The sequence below is a fragment of the Pseudomonas sp. TH04 genome, assembly GCF_016651355.1.
In the GTDB taxonomy this organism is placed as follows: domain Bacteria; phylum Pseudomonadota; class Gammaproteobacteria; order Pseudomonadales; family Pseudomonadaceae; genus Aquipseudomonas; species Aquipseudomonas fluorescens.
The window spans coordinates 3,657,418-3,673,590 of record NZ_JAEKEA010000001.1; the positions used below are offsets into that span (position 1 = coordinate 3,657,418).

15 protein-coding genes are annotated in these 16,173 nt (G+C 59.7%); 12 read left to right on the forward strand and 3 right to left on the reverse strand.

The annotated features are described in order from the left end of the window. Positions 1-4 precede the first annotated feature (4 nt). Positions 5-919 carry a LysR substrate-binding domain-containing protein gene (locus JFT85_RS16295; RefSeq protein ID WP_053258713.1) on the forward strand — a complete coding sequence of 305 codons (915 nt, stop codon included), beginning with the start codon at positions 5-7 and terminating at the stop codon, positions 917-919. A 45-nt stretch (positions 920-964) separates the two neighbouring features. Here the strand turns inward: JFT85_RS16295 and JFT85_RS16300 are convergent, their stop codons facing one another. Further along, complete coding sequence (locus JFT85_RS16300; protein ID WP_069551181.1) at positions 965-1,594, reverse strand: hypothetical protein; 630 nt, start codon at positions 1,592-1,594, stop codon at positions 965-967. 374 nt (positions 1,595-1,968) lie between these two features. Here JFT85_RS16300 and purE point away from each other — a divergent pair, with 374 nt between their 5' ends. From purE to JFT85_RS16320, 4 genes are all read left to right on the forward strand, one after another. Further along, positions 1,969-2,460, forward strand: a complete 492-nt coding sequence (gene purE / locus JFT85_RS16305; protein ID WP_003195648.1) for a 5-(carboxyamino)imidazole ribonucleotide mutase — start codon at positions 1,969-1,971, stop codon at positions 2,458-2,460. A gap of 11 nt (positions 2,461-2,471) precedes the next feature. Continuing rightward, complete coding sequence (locus JFT85_RS16310; RefSeq protein ID WP_053258711.1) at positions 2,472-3,557, forward strand: 5-(carboxyamino)imidazole ribonucleotide synthase; 1,086 nt, start codon at positions 2,472-2,474, stop codon at positions 3,555-3,557. A gap of 107 nt (positions 3,558-3,664) precedes the next feature. After that, a complete protein-coding gene (locus JFT85_RS16315; protein WP_053258710.1) occupies positions 3,665-3,910 on the forward strand; it encodes a GlsB/YeaQ/YmgE family stress response membrane protein in 246 nt (81 codons plus the stop codon). Between the two features lie 77 nt (positions 3,911-3,987). Then, positions 3,988-4,524: a DUF3299 domain-containing protein gene (locus tag JFT85_RS16320; protein ID WP_017135795.1), complete on the forward strand. Its 537-nt coding sequence runs from the start codon at positions 3,988-3,990 to the stop codon at positions 4,522-4,524. Between the two features lie 124 nt (positions 4,525-4,648). Here JFT85_RS16320 and JFT85_RS16325 read toward each other — a convergent pair whose 3' ends face one another. Both JFT85_RS16325 and JFT85_RS16330 read right to left on the reverse strand, forming a co-directional pair. Next, positions 4,649-5,548, reverse strand: coding sequence for a D-hexose-6-phosphate mutarotase (locus tag JFT85_RS16325; protein WP_053258709.1), 900 nt, complete (start codon positions 5,546-5,548; stop codon positions 4,649-4,651). A 57-nt stretch (positions 5,549-5,605) separates the two neighbouring features. After that, positions 5,606-6,010 carry an acyl-CoA thioesterase gene (locus tag JFT85_RS16330; RefSeq protein WP_003176975.1) on the reverse strand — a complete coding sequence of 135 codons (405 nt, stop codon included), beginning with the start codon at positions 6,008-6,010 and terminating at the stop codon, positions 5,606-5,608. 455 nt (positions 6,011-6,465) lie between these two features. Between JFT85_RS16330 and JFT85_RS16335 the strand changes: the two genes are divergently transcribed. The 7 genes from JFT85_RS16335 (at position 6,466) to JFT85_RS16365 (ending at position 16,064) form a co-directional block, all read left to right on the forward strand. Continuing rightward, positions 6,466-7,755 carry an MFS transporter gene (locus tag JFT85_RS16335; RefSeq protein WP_053258708.1) on the forward strand — a complete coding sequence of 430 codons (1,290 nt, stop codon included), beginning with the start codon at positions 6,466-6,468 and terminating at the stop codon, positions 7,753-7,755. A 250-nt stretch (positions 7,756-8,005) separates the two neighbouring features. After that, positions 8,006-8,992, forward strand: coding sequence for a phosphate ABC transporter substrate-binding protein PstS (locus JFT85_RS16340; RefSeq protein ID WP_053258707.1), 987 nt, complete (start codon positions 8,006-8,008; stop codon positions 8,990-8,992). 426 nt (positions 8,993-9,418) lie between these two features. Then, entirely contained in the window at positions 9,419-11,452 is a 2,034-nt protein-coding gene (locus JFT85_RS16345; RefSeq protein ID WP_169875571.1) for an ABC transporter permease subunit, read from the forward strand. A 15-nt stretch (positions 11,453-11,467) separates the two neighbouring features. Then, positions 11,468-13,138, forward strand: a complete 1,671-nt coding sequence (gene pstA / locus JFT85_RS16350) for a phosphate ABC transporter permease PstA (RefSeq protein WP_053258705.1) — start codon at positions 11,468-11,470, stop codon at positions 13,136-13,138. Between the two features lie 191 nt (positions 13,139-13,329). Then, positions 13,330-14,163, forward strand: coding sequence for a phosphate ABC transporter ATP-binding protein PstB (gene pstB, locus JFT85_RS16355; RefSeq protein WP_053258704.1), 834 nt, complete (start codon positions 13,330-13,332; stop codon positions 14,161-14,163). A 71-nt stretch (positions 14,164-14,234) separates the two neighbouring features. After that, positions 14,235-14,996: a phosphate signaling complex protein PhoU gene (gene phoU / locus JFT85_RS16360; protein ID WP_053258703.1), complete on the forward strand. Its 762-nt coding sequence runs from the start codon at positions 14,235-14,237 to the stop codon at positions 14,994-14,996. Between the two features lie 168 nt (positions 14,997-15,164). Beyond that, complete coding sequence (locus JFT85_RS16365) at positions 15,165-16,064, forward strand: response regulator (RefSeq protein WP_053258702.1); 900 nt, start codon at positions 15,165-15,167, stop codon at positions 16,062-16,064. Positions 16,065-16,173: the final 109 nt, after the last annotated feature.

Below are 16,173 nucleotides of genomic sequence, written 5' to 3' on the forward strand. Positions count from 1 at the left end.
AGTGATGAACCTTGAGAGCAAATGGCTGGAAGACTTCAGCGCCTTGGCGGCCACCCGCAGCTTTTCCCAGGCGGCAGAGCGACGCTTTGTTACCCAGCCGGCGTTCAGCCGTCGTATTCGCAGCCTGGAAGCTGCGCTGGGCTTGACCTTGGTCAACCGCTCGCGCACGCCAGTCGAATTAACGGCGGCGGGGCAGTTGTTCCTGGTGACTGCGCGCACGGTGGTCGAGCAACTCGGTGAAGTGCTGCGCCATTTGCATCACCTGGAAGGCGGGCAGGGCGAAGTCATGCAAGTGGCGGCGGCGCATTCCCTGGCATTGGGCTTCTTCCCACGCTGGATCGCGCAACTGCGCAACGAAGGCCTGAACATCGCCACGCGACTGGTCGCCACCAACGTCGGTGACGCCGTGCACGCCCTGCGTGAAGGCGGCTGCGATTTGATGCTGGCGTTCTACGACCCGGATGCCGCCATGCAGATGGATCCGGAGATCTTCCCGTCGCTGCACCTGGGCAATACCGAAATGCTCCCGGTGTGCGCCGCCGATGCCGAGGGCAAGCCGTTGTTCGACCTGGAAGGCGAGGGCAGTGTGCCGCTGCTGGCCTACAGCGCCGGCGCATTTCTCGGGCGCTCGGTGAACCTGTTGCTGCGCCAGCGCGCACTGCGTTTTACCACGGTGTACGAAACCGCCATGGCCGATAGCCTCAAGAGCATGGCGCTGGAAGGCCTCGGCATTGCCTGGGTGCCGCAACTGAGCGTGCGGGCCGAACTGGCGCGCGGTGAGCTGGTGGTGTGCGGCGGGCCGCAATGGCACGTGCCGTTGGAAATTCGCCTGTATCGCTGCGCGTTGGTGCGCAAGGCGAACGTGCGGTTGTTGTGGCGTAAACTTGAAGGTGGTGCTGCGGGGGCGACTTCTGGATGAGCAGGTGAAGTCGCCGACGCCGACGTCTGATGTACATCTGGTGTGTCAGCTGAACTTGCTTAGATAGGTGCGGATGTTTGTTCGGTTCTTATCGCTGAAGCGGTAATCGTTTGCGTGCATTGTTGAAACACTACTATCGTTCATGACAGTTTCATACCACCAAGGGAAATGATAGTTAACTTCGGCGTCGCTTGGTTTGGCGCCGAACATAAGCCCTACGGCGTGGGCAATTCCCCTGTCGTCATTCAATGCAGCAATGCCGGCGTCCAAGCCCGGAGCGCCTGATCCAGGGTGACCGTCTTCACTTTTTGGCGTTATAAACAAGTATTTTTTGAGTTCTTCCGAGTTGTCGGTAGCGTGTTGCTTCTGTTGGCGCTTCAAATAGTCGACCTGTGAGTTCAGGTCGCTGAGCTTGTCGCCGCCTTTGCTGAAGCCACGCAGATGTGAGTAATGATCGACGTTGAACTTGACCTCGCGCCCAGCATATTTTTTAAATTCAGACTGGATCAGGTTGAAGTTTTTTTGCATTCGGTCTTCCTGCGACTGAGTAAGCCTGATGCTCTCATGCAAGATAACTTGTATTTCAACAGGTTTTTTTTCAGTGCTGGCAAGTACAGGGCTGTTAACTTTTGCAACTTGCCAGAAGTCAAAGGGTGATCTGTGAATGGATTGCATGACTAGCGCTCTCTATCGACTCAAAGGCTTATTTAATAAATCAATCACGCCGGGCATGTAAAACGCTTACTTGTTAACATGTGTGTTCAAGTGTTTATTTCCTACAAATTGTTGCTCAAGAACGCTGTTCGATCTTTCGAGCACATTCGGAGCGTCGTCAGCGCCGGCCTGACTTTTAAGTCAGTTTGTGCGATTGGTCAGGCCTGTGACGGGCGGTCTTCCAAGGGGCTGTTTATCTGGATTATTACGGTATACTGCGCGGCCTTCGGCCGGTCTAACCGGCCTTAATTCGTACACCAAGCCACGCCGGATTTCCCGCGTGGCTTGTTGTTTTTTGACGCGCCTGTGGGCGCCCAGAGAGAAGAGGCACGACGATGAGTGCATTGGTTGGCGTGATCATGGGCTCCAAGTCCGATTGGTCCACCCTTAGCCACACCGCCGATATGCTGGAAAAACTCGGCATTCCGTATGAAGTGAAAGTGGTCTCTGCCCACCGCACCCCGGATTTGCTGTTCCAGTATGCCGATGAAGCAGAATCCCGTGGCATCGAGGTGATCATCGCCGGTGCCGGCGGTGCGGCGCACCTGCCAGGCATGTGTGCGGCCAAGACCCACCTGCCGGTGCTCGGTGTGCCGGTGCAGTCGTCGATGCTCTCGGGCGTGGATTCGCTGTTGTCCATCGTGCAGATGCCCGCCGGTATTCCGGTGGCCACCCTGGCAATCGGCAAGGCCGGCGCGATCAATGCTGCGTTGCTGTCCGCCAGCATCCTGGGCGCCAAGCACCCGCAGTTCCATGCGGTGCTGAAAAAATTCCGTGCTGAGCAGACAGACAGCGTGCTGGACAATCCAGACCCACGCATCGCCTGAGGTTATTGACGATGAAGATCGGTGTAATCGGTGGCGGCCAATTGGGCCGCATGCTGGCCTTGGCGGGAACCCCGCTGGGGATGAACTTCGCTTTCCTGGACCCGGCGCCCGACGCTTGCGCCGCGGCCCTCGGCGAGCACCTGCGGGCTGACTACAGCGACCCGGATCACCTGCGCCAACTGGCTGACGAAGTTGACCTGGTGACCTTCGAGTTCGAAAGCGTCCCGGCCGAAACCGTGGCCTTCCTGTCGCAGTTCGTACCGGTGTACCCGAGCGCCGAAGCCTTGCGCATCGCGCGTGACCGCTGGTTCGAGAAGAGCATGTTCAAGGATTTGGGCATCCCGACGCCGGCGTTTGCCGACATCCAGTCCCAAGCGGACCTGGACGCCGCCGTCGCCAGCATCGGCCTGCCGGCTGTGCTTAAAACCCGCACCCTGGGTTACGACGGCAAGGGCCAGAAAGTCCTGCGCACGGCTGCCGATGTGGTCGGCACCTTCGCCGAGCTGGGCAGCGTCGCCTGCCTGCTGGAAGGCTTCGTGCCGTTCACCGGTGAAGTCTCCCTGATCGCCGTGCGTGCGCGTGATGGCGAAACCCGCTTCTACCCGTTGGTGCACAACACCCACGATAGCGGAATCCTCAAGCTGTCCGTGGCCAGCACCGACCATCCGTTGCAGGCTCTGGCCGAAGACTATTCCAGCCGCGTACTTAAGCAACTGGATTACGTCGGCGTGATGGCGTTCGAGTTCTTTGAAGTCGACGGTGGCCTCAAGGCCAACGAAATCGCCCCGCGTGTGCACAACTCCGGGCACTGGACCACCGAAGGCGCCGAGTGCAGCCAGTTCGAAAACCACCTGCGGGCGGTGGCTGGCTTGCCGTTGGGCTCCACGGCCAAGGTCGGTGAGAGCGCCATGCTCAACTTCATCGGTGTTGTACCGCCAGTGGAAAAAGTCATCGCCATCGACGACTGCCACCTGCATCACTACGGCAAGGCCTTCAAGGCCGGGCGCAAGGTCGGCCACGCCAACCTGCGCTGCAAGGACCGCGCGACCCTGCAAGGGCAGATCCTCAAGGTCGAAGCGCTGATCGCCGAGCAATAACCCGGGGGTCGGCGGGAACCATTGGTTGCCGCCGTCTCTCTGATTGCAGGATGGCAAAGCCTGACTAGGCTTTGGCATGACTCACATTCAATTCAGAGGGAAATGCCATGGGTATCATCGGAACCATTTTTATCGGCCTGATCGTCGGTCTGCTCGCGCGTTTCCTCAAGCCTGGCGACGACAGCATGGGCTGGATCATGACCATCCTGTTGGGTATCGCAGGTTCCCTGGCCGCCACTTACGGTGGTCAGGCCCTGGGCATCTACCAGGCGGGTCAAGGCGCAGGCTTTATCGGTGCGCTGATCGGCGCCATCGTGTTGCTGGTGATTTACGGTCTGCTGCGTAAAAAGTAATTAAGCGACAAAGCCCTCTGCGCTGCGCAGGCGCAGAGGGCTAGAATGCTCGGCATCTGAACTTGCCGAGTTTTTTCATGCGCCGTCTTTTATTCACACTCCTCCTGTTGGGCTCAGGCCTGGCGCACGCCGGTGAACTGCCGGAAACCGATTGGCTCGACCTGATGCCGCTGTCGGATCAGAAAGCCCTCGAAGCCATGCCCGAGATCGACCACAACTCCCCCGAAGCCCAAGGCACGTTCACTGACAAAGGTGGCCTGAAGCAGAGCAAGGGCTTGCCGGCGGTGATGTATTCGACCAAGACCGTGGCCGCCATGAACGGCAAGAATATCCGTATCGGCGGCTACCCGGTGCCGTTGGAAACCGATGCCAAAGGCCGCAGCACGCTGTTCTTCCTGGTGCCTTACCCAGGCGCCTGCATCCATGTGCCGCCACCGCCCCCTAACCAGTTGGTGCTGGTGCGTTATCCCAAGGGGTTGAAGCTGGATGATATCTACACGCCGCTGTGGGTCACGGGCACGTTGAAGGTGGAGAAGGTCAATAACGATTTGGCGGATGCGGCGTATGCGCTGGATGCGGGGAAGGTGCGGGTGGTGAAAGAGTCCGATCTCTAGATCATGACGCAGAACCCAATGTGGGAGCGGGCTTGCTCGCGAAGGCGTAGTGTCAGTCAATATAACGTTGACTGGTCCACCGCATTCGCGAGCAAGCCCGCTCCCACATTTTGATCAGCGTTTACTACAGGGCGATACGGGTGATGCTCACGCCCAAAGTATGGCTTTCACCCGGCGCCAGGCTCACCACATCATCCAGCACATTTGCCGTCTCGATGCACAACATGCCCTGCCAGCCATCATCGGCCATGTCGTCGAACGCCTTGGCGCGCTCGGTCCAGGGGTTCCAGATCACCGTCGAGTTCGAGCCCCGGCTGGTCAACTGGAGGCGGCGCTGCCAGTCTTTATCGACAATGTTCAACTGCGCCGGGGTATTGAGGTAGATACGGTCGGTCTCGGCCGTGAAGTGCAGCAAACCGGATTGCTGTTTGTTGCTCCAGCCGTCGGCGGTATCGATATACGCCAGCCCATCCAAGCCTTCGACCTGTACGTTGCGCACGTCGCTCACGGCGAAATAGGTGTGCAGCGCCTGGCTAAGGCTTACCGTATCGGTGCCACGGTTGTGGCTGGTCAGGTGGATATGCAGTTGATCGTCGAGCAGCAGGCTCAGCTTCAGGTCGACCTGATGGGGCCAGCCAGGAAAACCGCCCGCAGGCACCGGCAATACCAGGTCGACGCGCAATGCATCGCCTTCAATCGTGGTCCCGGCCAATTCCCAGCGCGCGGTCCGTACAAAACCGTGGGCGCCGGCAGGTTGATCGCTCTGGCGCATCGCTTTTACGCTGTGCGGGTTGCGGTCGAACACACCGAACCACGGCCAGCACACCGGCACGCCGGTACGGATGCCTTTGCCTTGTTTGAACACCGCCTCGGGGTTCGGCCAGATCAACGGCTGCTCGCCCTGGCGCTGGTAACTGAAGATATGCGCGCCCTGTTGGGCCACCTGCAGTTCGGCGCCGTTGTGACGGATGCGCCAGCAGTCCAGCTCGTCGACTTTCACGGTTTCAACGTGGGGCGTAGGCATACAAAGCACTCTTGATGGCAGGCAATGGGGCAATTGACCGTCAAAACCCAGCGAGGTTTAACGTGCGCGTGACGGCACCGAACGCGTGCGGCCGCTGCCATCGATGGCGACGAACACAAACACCGCCTCGGTGACCTTGCGCCATTCGCTGGACAGCGGGTCATCGCTCCAGACTTCGACCATCATCTGGATCGAACTGCGGCCGATTTCCAGGGCCTGGGTATAGAAGGACAATTGCGCGCCCACTGCCACCGGTACCAGGAATGCCATGCGATCAATGGCCACGGTGGCCACGCGGCCGCCGGCGACCTTGCTGGCCATGGCCGTGCCGGCCAAGTCCATCTGCGCGACCAGCCAGCCGCCGAAAATATCGCCAAAACCGTTGGTTTCACGCGGCAGGGCGGTGATTTGCAGAGCGAGATCGCCTTGCGGGATAGGATCTTCTTGTTCGAGTTCGATCATGCCGAGGGTGCCTCTGACCCGTGACGCTTCATGGGTATTTCAAGTGGATAGCCGTCTTCCGGAAAAACGTTTCAGCACCAACATACACCGCTCGATACGTTTCTCATAAGGCGTACTAAAGGGAAACTCTGCCAAATCGGCTGGATGGCACCCAACGACGTTTTGGCACAGCAGCCCGTCAAGACAGCGGGTTTGGCGCTTGCACGGGCCGAGTATATCGAGACCCTGGCGCCACGACGACCTCCCGGCACTCATTTGGTCGGCAAATCGCGGCTGTAATGCGGCTTTTTCGCGTAACTGTGCTTCTGGTGGCAAATAAAGCGCAGGAACGAGGAATAACGCACGCCTTTAAACTGTTATTCGGTGGGCGCTGTGCTTTTTCAAGCGATTTGCTATCTTGCCAGACCCGCCGCAAGTCCCGGGCTTGCCGTCACTACTATAAGAGAAGCCTTGCCATGTCCTCCGTGCCCGCAAGCAGTGCGCAACCGTCGCGCCCGCTGACCCGCAACGACTACAAAACCCTGTCACTGTCTGCCTTGGGCGGGGCGCTGGAGTTTTACGACTTCATCATCTTTGTGTTTTTCGCCACCGTGGTCGGAAAACTGTTTTTCCCTGTGGACATGCCGGAATGGCTGCGCATGATGCAGACCTTCGGCATCTTCGCCGCCGGCTACCTGGCGCGGCCGTTGGGCGGCATCATCATGGCGCACTTCGGCGACTTGCTGGGTCGCAAGAAGATGTTCACCTTGAGCATCTTCATGATGGCCGTGCCGACCTTGATCATGGGCCTGCTGCCGACCTATGCGCAGATCGGCCTGTGGGCGCCACTCCTGCTTCTGTTGATGCGCGTTATCCAGGGCGCGGCGATTGGCGGCGAAGTACCCGGCGCCTGGGTGTTCGTCTCCGAACACGTACCGCCGCGCCATATCGGCTACGCCTGCGGCACCCTGACCAGCGGCCTCACCGCCGGCATCCTGCTTGGCTCGCTGGTGGCTACCGCCATCAACAGCCTTTATAGCCCGGAGCAAGTGTCGGATTACGCCTGGCGAATCCCGTTCCTGCTGGGTGGCGTGTTCGGCCTGCTCTCGGTTTACCTGCGCCGCTGGTTGCATGAAACGCCGATCTTCGCCGAAATGCAGCAACGCAAAACCCTGGCTGCCGAGCTGCCCCTGCGCGCCGTATTACGCGACCACCGTGGCGCCATCGTGCTGTCGATGTTGCTGACCTGGTTGCTGTCGGCCGGTGTTGTCGTGGTCATCCTGATGACCCCGACGGTGCTGCAAACCGTCTATCACTTCAGCCCGACCATTGCGCTGCAAGCCAATAGCCTGGCCATCGTCACCCTCAGCCTGGGCTGCATCGCCTCCGGCGCCCTGGCCGACCGCTTTGGCGCCGGCCGTGTGCTGGTTATTGGCTGCTTGTTGCTGTTGGCGACGTCGTGGACGCTGTACCACAGCCTGATCGATCACCCGAACTGGCTCTTCCCGCTGTACACCCTGACGGGCCTGTTTGTCGGTGTGATCGGCGTGGTGCCTTACGTGATGGTGAAAGCCTTCCCACCCGTCGTGCGCTTCAGCGGCTTGTCGTTTTCCTACAACGTCGCCTACGCCGTATTTGGTGGTTTGACGCCGTTGGCGGTGTCGCTGCTGATGAAGGAAAGCCCAATGGGCCCTGCTTACTATGTCGCCGTGCTGTGTGTCATGGGGACGTTGGTGGGTGGGTACCTGTGGAAGCGTGGGCGGTAAGCCGCCATTTGAGGGGCGTTCCTACGCAGCTGCGTAGGAACGTTCATAGATTACAGAGTATTTCTGAAACACCGCTTCAAGCGCTTCAACCTCCTCGCAAGCCCCGAATTTATTGACCTTTGCCCTTCCTGTCAGGTTTTTCATAAATGCTGGCCTTTCATCTAATTGTCACATTGCAGACATAGAGTGTTCACACGGCCTACCGATACTTGGCCCCGATCCAACTATCCCTATCTGCTAGGAGCAAGGCATGAAACTGAAGCGTTTGATGGCGGCAATGACTTTTGTCGCTGCTGGCGTTGCGACCGCCCACGCGGTGGCCGCTGGTGTTGACCCGGCAATTCCGGCTTACGCCAAGACCACCGGTGTCTCGGGCAACTTGTCCAGCGTTGGTTCCGACACCCTGGCTAACCTGATGACCCTGTGGGCTGAGTCCTACAAAAAGGAATACCCGAACGTCAACATTCAGATTCAGGCTGCCGGCTCCGCCACTGCACCTCCTGCGCTGACTGAAGGCACCTCTAACCTGGGCCCGATGAGCCGCAAAATGAAGGACACCGAACTGGCGGCCTTCGAGCAGAAGTACGGCTACAAGCCAACCGCTATCCCGGTGGCTGTGGATGCCCTGGCCGTGTTCGTGCACAAGGACAACCCAATCCAGCACCTGACCATGGAACAAGTCGACGCGATCTTCTCGTCTACTCGTCTGTGCGGTGCTAAAGCCGACGTGAAAACCTGGGGCGACCTGGGTGTGACCGGCGACCTGGCCAACAAGCCGGTGCAACTGTTCGGTCGTAACTCGGTATCCGGCACCTACGGCTACTTCAAAGAAGAAGCCCTGTGCAAAGGCGACTACAAGCCAAACGTGAACGAACAACCAGGCTCGGCTTCGGTCGTGCAGTCGATCAGCTCCTCGCTGAACGGCATCGGTTATTCGGGCATCGGCTACAAGACTGCAAGCGTGAAGACTGTGGCCCTGGCCAAGAAAGGCAGCACTGACTTCATCGAAGACAGCGAAGAAAACGCCCTGAACGGCAAATACCCGCTGTCGCGTTTCCTCTACGTGTACGTCAACAAAGCCCCGAACAAGCCTCTGGCCCCGCTGGAAGCTGAGTTCGTGAAACTGGTTCTGTCCAAACAGGGCCAGGAAGTGGTCGTCAAAGACGGCTACATCCCACTGCCAGCCAAAGTTGCCGCCAAGGCCCTGGCTGACCTGGGTTTGAAAGAAGGCAACTAAGCCTGCAAGACCTGGTGTAGACGCATGTTGTTCTGTGGGAGCGGGCAAACCCGCTCCACCACTCACCGTCTACACCTCTTATTTTTTAGTCCGCTGCCAGCTCTGCTCCGCGGCGGATTTCTTGCGTCACTGCATTGTCATCTTTCTGTCATACAGGATCGCTAGGGTGTGCGCATGAATGATCTGGCCAATTCCACCATGACGACGACTTCTCCCCCCAAGCGCATTGATTTCAATACGCCTGAGCTGCAACGCAAGCGCCGTATTCGCGCGCTTAAAGATCGCCTGACCCGTTGGTACGTGTTGATCGGCGGCCTCGCCGTCCTCGGCGCTATCACGCTGATTTTCTTCTTCCTCGCTTATGTCGTTGCGCCGTTGTTCCAAGGTGCTTCGCTGACCAAGGAAGACGCGCTGACGCCCGCCTGGATTCAGGACGCCGGCAAGCCGCTGATGATCTCCCTCGAAGAACAGAACCAGGTCGCCATGCGGGTTTCCGACAAGGGCCAGGCGCTGTTCTTTAATGTGGACACGGGTGCCGAGCTCAAGCGTGTCGACTTGCCGCTTCCGGCAGGCACAAGTGTTGCTTCGATTGGTGAAGACCAGCCGGGCAGCCCGCTGGTGATCCTCGGTTTGTCGAATGGCCAATCCCTGGTGTTCCGCCACACCTATAAGGTGTCCTACCCGGACGGCAAGAAAACCATTACGCCTGCGGTTGAATACCCTTACGGCGAAACGCCCATCGTGCTCGATGATGCCGGTCGTCCATTGGAGCACGTCGCCCTCAATGCCACCGACTCGTCGCTGGTGGTCGCCGGTTCGGCCGGTTCGCACTTGAACGTGCTGGCCCTGAGCCGTGAAGAAAACATGATGACGGGCGAAGTCACCAGCGAGCAGAAGCGTATCGAGCTGCCGCAAATGACCGAGCCGGTGAAGGCGATCTTCATCGACCCACGCCAGCAGTGGCTGTATGTGATCAACGGTCGCGCCCTGGCGGATGTGTTCAGCCTGCGCGACAAGAGCCTCAACGGGCGCTACAAACTGCTCGAAGACGGCGACGCCGAAATCACCGCCAGCACCCAGCTGGTGGGCGGTATCTCGCTGATCGTCGGCAACTCCAAGGGTGGCCTGGCGCAGTGGTTCATGGCGCGCGACCCGGATGGCGAACAGCGTCTGAAGCAGATCCGTACTTTCCAGATGGGCACTACGCCGATTGTGGAAATCACCGCTGAAGAACGTCGCAAAGGCTTCACGGCGCTCGATGCGTCCGGCAAGTTCGGCGTGTTCCACAGCACCGCGCACCGCACCCTGTTGGTCGACCCGGTGGTCGATGGCCAAGGCGTGTTCGGCATGTCGCCACGTGCCAACCGTGTGATCGTCGAAGCCGGTGGCAAGCTGCAACCGCTGCTGCTGGACAACCCGCACCCGGAAGTGTCCTGGAGCGCGCTGTGGAGCAAGGTCTGGTACGAGAACTACGACGAGCCTAAATACGTCTGGCAATCGACGGCCGCCAACACCGACTTCGAACCTAAGATGAGCCTGGCGCCGCTGACCTTCGGTACGCTGAAAGCCGCGTTCTACGCCATGCTGCTGGCCGCGCCACTGGCTGTCGCCGCTGCGATCTACACCGCTTACTTCATGGCCCCGAGCCTGCGCCGCAAGGTCAAGCCGGTGATCGAACTGATGGAAGCGATGCCGACGGTGATCCTCGGCTTCTTCGCCGGCCTGTTCCTGGCGCCGTATGTGGAAGGGCATCTGCCGGGGATCTTCAGCCTGCTGATGCTGTTGCCGATTGGTATCCTGGTCGCCGGTTTTATCTTCAGCCGCCTGCCTGAGTCGATCCGCCTGCGTGTGCCCGACGGTTGGGAAAGCGCCATTCTGATTCCGGTGATCCTGTTTGTGGGCTGGCTCTCGCTGTACATGAGCCCGTACCTGGAAACATGGTTCTTCGGCGGCGACATGCGCATGTGGATCTCCCATGACCTGGGTATCACCTACGACCAGCGCAACGCCCTGGTCGTCGGTTTGGCCATGGGCTTTGCGGTCATCCCGAACATCTACTCCATCGCCGAAGACGCCGTGTTCAGCGTGCCGCGCGGCCTGACCCTGGGCTCCCTGGCCTTGGGCGCCACGCCATGGCAGACCATGACGCGCGTGGTCATCCTGACCGCCAGCCCGGGGATTTTCTCGGCGCTGATGATCGGTATGGGGCGCGCCGTCGGCGAGACCATGATCGTGCTGATGGCCACCGGTAACACCCCGGTGATGGAGATGAACCTGTTCGAAGGCCTGCGCACCCTGGCGGCCAACGTTGCAGTGGAAATGCCTGAGTCGGAAGTCGGTGGTAGTCACTACCGCGTGCTGTTCCTCTCGGCGCTGGTGCTGCTGCTGTTCACTTTCATCATGAACACCCTCGCCGAGCTGATTCGTCAGCGTCTGCGCAAGAAATACTCGTCGCTTTAAGAAAGGTAGAAGTCTGTGAAACAGAACTCCCTGAATGGATGGTTCAAGAGCGGCGCCCCCGGCGTCTGGATCAGCGGTGGCGCGGTGTCCATCGCGGTCATCATGACCATTGGTTTGCTGGCTGTGATTGCCGTGCGCGGTTTGGGCCACTTCTGGCCGGCTGACCTGATCCAGGCCAACTACACCGTGCCGGGCCAGGAAAACCATATCGTCATCGGCGAAGTGGTGCAGAAGGAAGAAGTACCCCGCGAGCGCCTGAAAAGCGCTGGCCTGCCGGTACCGGACCAAGGCCCGGAATTCATGACCCGCGAGCTGATCAAGGTCGGCAACCGTGACTTGAACGGCAACGACTTCACCTGGATCGTCGGCGAGTGGCTCAAGGACCAGACCAAGCCTGCCAATCTGATGACCATCGAGCGCCGTGAGTGGGGCAACTTCTACGGCACGCTGGTCAACGTTAAGCAGGATGGCAAGGTGATCGCCGAAGGCGAGGCTGCGTGGCCGGAGCTGCAAGCCCGCGTCGACCGCGTGAACAAGTTGGCTGCCCAGCTCAAGAGCCTGGAAAAAACCGATATCGGCGCGATCAACGCCGGGTTGGAGCGCATCCGTCTGCACGGTCGCAAGCTGGAGCTGGAAGGTAAGCTCGATGCTACCGCCCAAGCGGACATGGATTCGGGCCGCGCCGAACTGAACAACCGCTACAAGGACGTCGAAGCGCGCCTGGCCGACTTGCACGCCCAGTTCAACCGCGACAGCCTGACCGCTCGCGACGGCAACGGCAAAGAAGTCGAAATCGGCATCGGCAAAGTGGTGCATGCCTACCAGCCGAACGCCATGGGCACGCTGACCAAGGTCAGCTTCTACTTCAGCAAGGTCTGGGAATTCCTCAGCGACGACCCACGGGAAGCCAACACCGAAGGCGGGATCTTCCCGGCGATTTTCGGCACGGTGATGATGACCCTGATCATGGCGATGATCGTGACCCCGTTCGGGGTGCTGGCGGCGGTGTACCTGCGTGAATACGCCAAGCAGAACGCCCTGACCCGCATTATCCGTATCGCCGTGAACAACTTGGCCGGCGTACCGGCCATCGTCTACGGCGTGTTCGGCCTGGGCTTCTTTGTGTATGTGCTGGGTGGCTCGGTCGACCGTTTGTTCTTCGCTGAAGCTCTGCCGGCGCCGACCTTCGGTACGCCTGGCCTGTTGTGGGCTTCGCTGACCCTGGCGTTGCTGGCGGTGCCGGTGGTGATTGTCGCGACCGAAGAAGGCCTGGCGCGGATTCCTCGCACGGTGCGTGAAGGTTCGTTGGCACTGGGCGCGACCAAGGCGGAAACGCTGTGGAAGATCGTGCTGCCAATGGCCAGCCCGGCGATGATGACCGGCATGATCCTCGCCGTGGCCCGTGCCGCCGGTGAAGTGGCGCCGCTGATGCTGGTCGGTGTGGTGAAACTGGCACCGTCGCTGCCGCTGGATGGCAACTACCCGTACCTGCACCTGGACCAGAAAATCATGCACTTGGGCTTCCATATTTATGACGTCGGCTTCCAGAGCCCCAACGTCGAAGCCGCACGACCGCTGGTATACGCCACCGCCTTGCTGCTGGTGCTGGTGATCGCCACGCTCAACCTGTCGGCGGTGTGGATTCGTAACCACCTGCGCGAAAAATACAAGGCGCTGGACAGCTGATCTGAATTGAACGCGGACTAAATGTGGGAGCGGGCTTGCTCGCGAATGCGGTGTATCAGAAACACATGTGCTGGCTGACCCACCGCTTTCGCGAGCAAGCCCGCTCCCACATGGACCGCGTAACACACAGATTTTTGAGTAGACCGCCCCGGCGGTCCAACACAACGAATTGGTAGCACAGGGAGCATCCCATGCAACATGAAACCCCTACCCACGGCATCAACATGTCGGCCCTGGGTCGCGACAAGCAGAGCCTGAGCCTGGCCCAGGAAACCGTGGCCATCGAAGTACCGGGCTTGAGCCTGTACTACGGTGAAAAGCAGGCGCTGTTCGATGTCAGCATGAACATTCCCAAGCAGCGCGTGACCGCCTTTATCGGCCCGTCCGGCTGCGGCAAGTCCACGCTGCTGCGCACGTTCAACCGCATGAATGACCTGGTGGACGGTTGCCGCGTAGAAGGTGCAATCAACCTCTACGGCAGCAACATCTACCGCAAGGGCGAGGACGTGGCCGAGCTGCGCCGTCGTGTGGGCATGGTGTTCCAGAAGCCGAACCCGTTCCCCAAGACCATCTACGAAAACGTGGTCTACGGCCTGCGTATCCAGGGCATCAACAAAAAACGCATCCTCGACGAAGCGGTGGAGTGGGCCCTGAAAGGCGCGGCGCTGTGGGAAGAGGTCAAAGACCGCCTGCACGATTCGGCACTCGGCCTGTCCGGCGGCCAGCAGCAGCGTCTGGTGATCGCGCGTACCATCGCCGTGGAACCGGAAGTCTTGCTGCTCGACGAACCGTGCTCGGCACTTGACCCGATCTCGACACTGAAAGTCGAAGAGCTGATCTACGAGCTCAAGTCTAAGTTCACCATCGTCATCGTGACCCACAACATGCAACAGGCGGCGCGGGTTTCCGACTACACCGCGTTCATGTACATGGGCAAACTGGTGGAGTTCGGCGACACCGATACCCTGTTCACCAATCCGGCGAAGAAGCAGACCGAAGACTACATCACCGGTCGCTACGGCTAGTATGCGGTGGTTCTGATTGCACTGAATGCTGCGGTTCTCCGCACCTTACCGGACGTTCCAAGGACGCCAACATGATTAGCAAAGAAGGCCTTACCCATCACATCTCCGCGCAGTTCAACGCCGAGCTTGAGGAAGTGCGCAGCCACCTCCTGGCGATGGGCGGGCTGGTGGAGAAGCAAGTCAACGATGCCGTCACTGCGCTGATCGAGGCCGACTCTGGCCTGGCCCAGCAAGTGCGCGAGATTGATGACCAGATCAACCAGATGGAACGCAATATCGACGAAGAATGCCTGCGCATTCTGGCGCGTCGCCAACCGGCGGCGTCTGACTTGCGTTTGATCATCAGCATCTCCAAGTCGGTAATCGACCTGGAGCGTATTGGCGACGAAGCCACCAAAATCGCCCGCCGCGCCATCCAGCTGTGCGAAGAAGGCGAAGCACCGCGCGGTTATGTGGAAGTGCGCCATATCGGTGACCAGGTGCGTAACATGGTGCGCGACGCTCTCGACGCCTTTGCCCGTTTCGACGCCGAGCTGGCGTTGTCGGTGGCGCAGTACGACAAGACCATCGACCGCGAATACAAGACTGCACTGCGCGAGCTGGCCACCTACATGATGGAAGACCCGCGCTCTATCTCGCGGGTCTTGAACATTATTTGGGTGCTACGCTCTCTGGAGCGGATCGGCGACCACGCGCGCAATATCTCGGAACTGGTGATTTACCTGGTGCGCGGTACCGACGTACGGCACATGGGGCTCAAGCGCATGAAAGCCGAAGTTGAAGGCACGGCCGATCAAATCCCTAATGTTCCGGGCGAATCTGACGATAAGTAAGGTTGCCCGAGAAATTAACGCCCGGCCTTTGGTCGGGCGTTTTCGTTTGCGGTATCTGAATATTTTGCGCAGCAGGAGCAATATAGTCCTTCTGCGACCAGCGAGTTTTGGCAAAATGCCATCAGTCAGGCGTTTTGTGTGCCGAAGTTTTTATAGGATGAAGGGTCGATGAGTAAAGTCAGTGTGTTGGTGGTGGATGACGCCTCGTTTATCCGCGACCTGGTGAAGAAGTGCCTGCGCAACTACTTCCCCGGGATCAAGATTGAAGATGCGGTGAACGGCAAAAAGGCGCAAACCATCCTGATGCGCGAGACCTTCGACCTGGTGCTGTGCGACTGGGAAATGCCCGAGATGTCCGGTCTTGAGCTGCTGACCTGGTGCCGTGAGCAAGCCCATTTGAAGGCCATGCCCTTCGTGATGGTGACCAGCCGTGGCGACAAGGAAAACGTGGTCCAGGCGATTCAGGCCGGGGTTTCCGGCTATGTCAGCAAGCCGTTCACCAACGAGCAGTTGCTGAACAAGGTCAAACAGGCCCTGCACAAGATCGGCCGCCTCGACGCGCTGGTCGCCAGCGCGCCGACCAAGATGAACTCGGCCTTTGGCAACGACTCCCTGAGCGCCTTGACTGGCGGCAAGCCTGAAGCGGTCAAAGCTGCTCCTGTGGCGGCGCCGAGCAAAGGCCTGCTTAACAGCCAGCCGGTGCAGGCGGCTCCGGCTGCTTCGCCGGCAGGTGGGCGTGGCCAGGGCCAACTGCGCCTGTCCAGCGGCACCCAGCAATGTGTGATCAAGGCGCTGAGCATCAAGGAGGCGCTGCTGGTGGTGCGTCGCGGTGAAGTGCTGCCTCAGGTGCTGGAAAGCGCGGTACTGGACCTTGAGCAAGGCGACAACGCCGAAGTCGCACGCCTCAACGGCTACCTGCACGCGATCGTCGCCTACGAGCCGAGGCCGGACAGCGACTGGCTGCAACTGACCTTCCGGTTTATCGACCAGGATGCGCAGAAGCTCGACTACATCTCCCGCCTGATCGCGCGCGGCACGGCGCAGAAGCATTTTGTGCCGGGTGCGTGATCTACACCGCGCCCCATAACCAATGTGGGAGCGGGCTTGCTCGCGAAGGCGGTGTATCAGTCAACATCTTCGATGACTGACACCCTGCTTTCGCGAGCAAGCCCGCTCC

Coding starts and splice junctions, on each gene's coding strand:
- JFT85_RS16310 (WP_053258711.1), top strand. CDS start 2,472: ATGAAGATCGGTGTAATCGGTGGCGGCCAATTGGGCCGCATGCTGGCC.
- phoU (WP_053258703.1), top strand. CDS start 14,235: ATGATTAGCAAAGAAGGCCTTACCCATCACATCTCCGCGCAGTTCAAC.
- JFT85_RS16300 (WP_069551181.1), bottom strand. CDS start 1,594: ATGCAATCCATTCACAGATCACCCTTTGACTTCTGGCAAGTTGCAAAA.
- JFT85_RS16320 (WP_017135795.1), top strand. CDS start 3,988: ATGCGCCGTCTTTTATTCACACTCCTCCTGTTGGGCTCAGGCCTGGCG.
- pstB (WP_053258704.1), top strand. CDS start 13,330: ATGCAACATGAAACCCCTACCCACGGCATCAACATGTCGGCCCTGGGT.
- JFT85_RS16295 (WP_053258713.1), top strand. CDS start 5: ATGAACCTTGAGAGCAAATGGCTGGAAGACTTCAGCGCCTTGGCGGCC.
- JFT85_RS16365 (WP_053258702.1), top strand. CDS start 15,165: ATGAGTAAAGTCAGTGTGTTGGTGGTGGATGACGCCTCGTTTATCCGC.
- purE (WP_003195648.1), top strand. CDS start 1,969: ATGAGTGCATTGGTTGGCGTGATCATGGGCTCCAAGTCCGATTGGTCC.
- JFT85_RS16335 (WP_053258708.1), top strand. CDS start 6,466: ATGTCCTCCGTGCCCGCAAGCAGTGCGCAACCGTCGCGCCCGCTGACC.
- JFT85_RS16315 (WP_053258710.1), top strand. CDS start 3,665: ATGGGTATCATCGGAACCATTTTTATCGGCCTGATCGTCGGTCTGCTC.
- JFT85_RS16340 (WP_053258707.1), top strand. CDS start 8,006: ATGAAACTGAAGCGTTTGATGGCGGCAATGACTTTTGTCGCTGCTGGC.
- JFT85_RS16325 (WP_053258709.1), bottom strand. CDS start 5,548: ATGCCTACGCCCCACGTTGAAACCGTGAAAGTCGACGAGCTGGACTGC.
- JFT85_RS16330 (WP_003176975.1), bottom strand. CDS start 6,010: ATGATCGAACTCGAACAAGAAGATCCTATCCCGCAAGGCGATCTCGCT.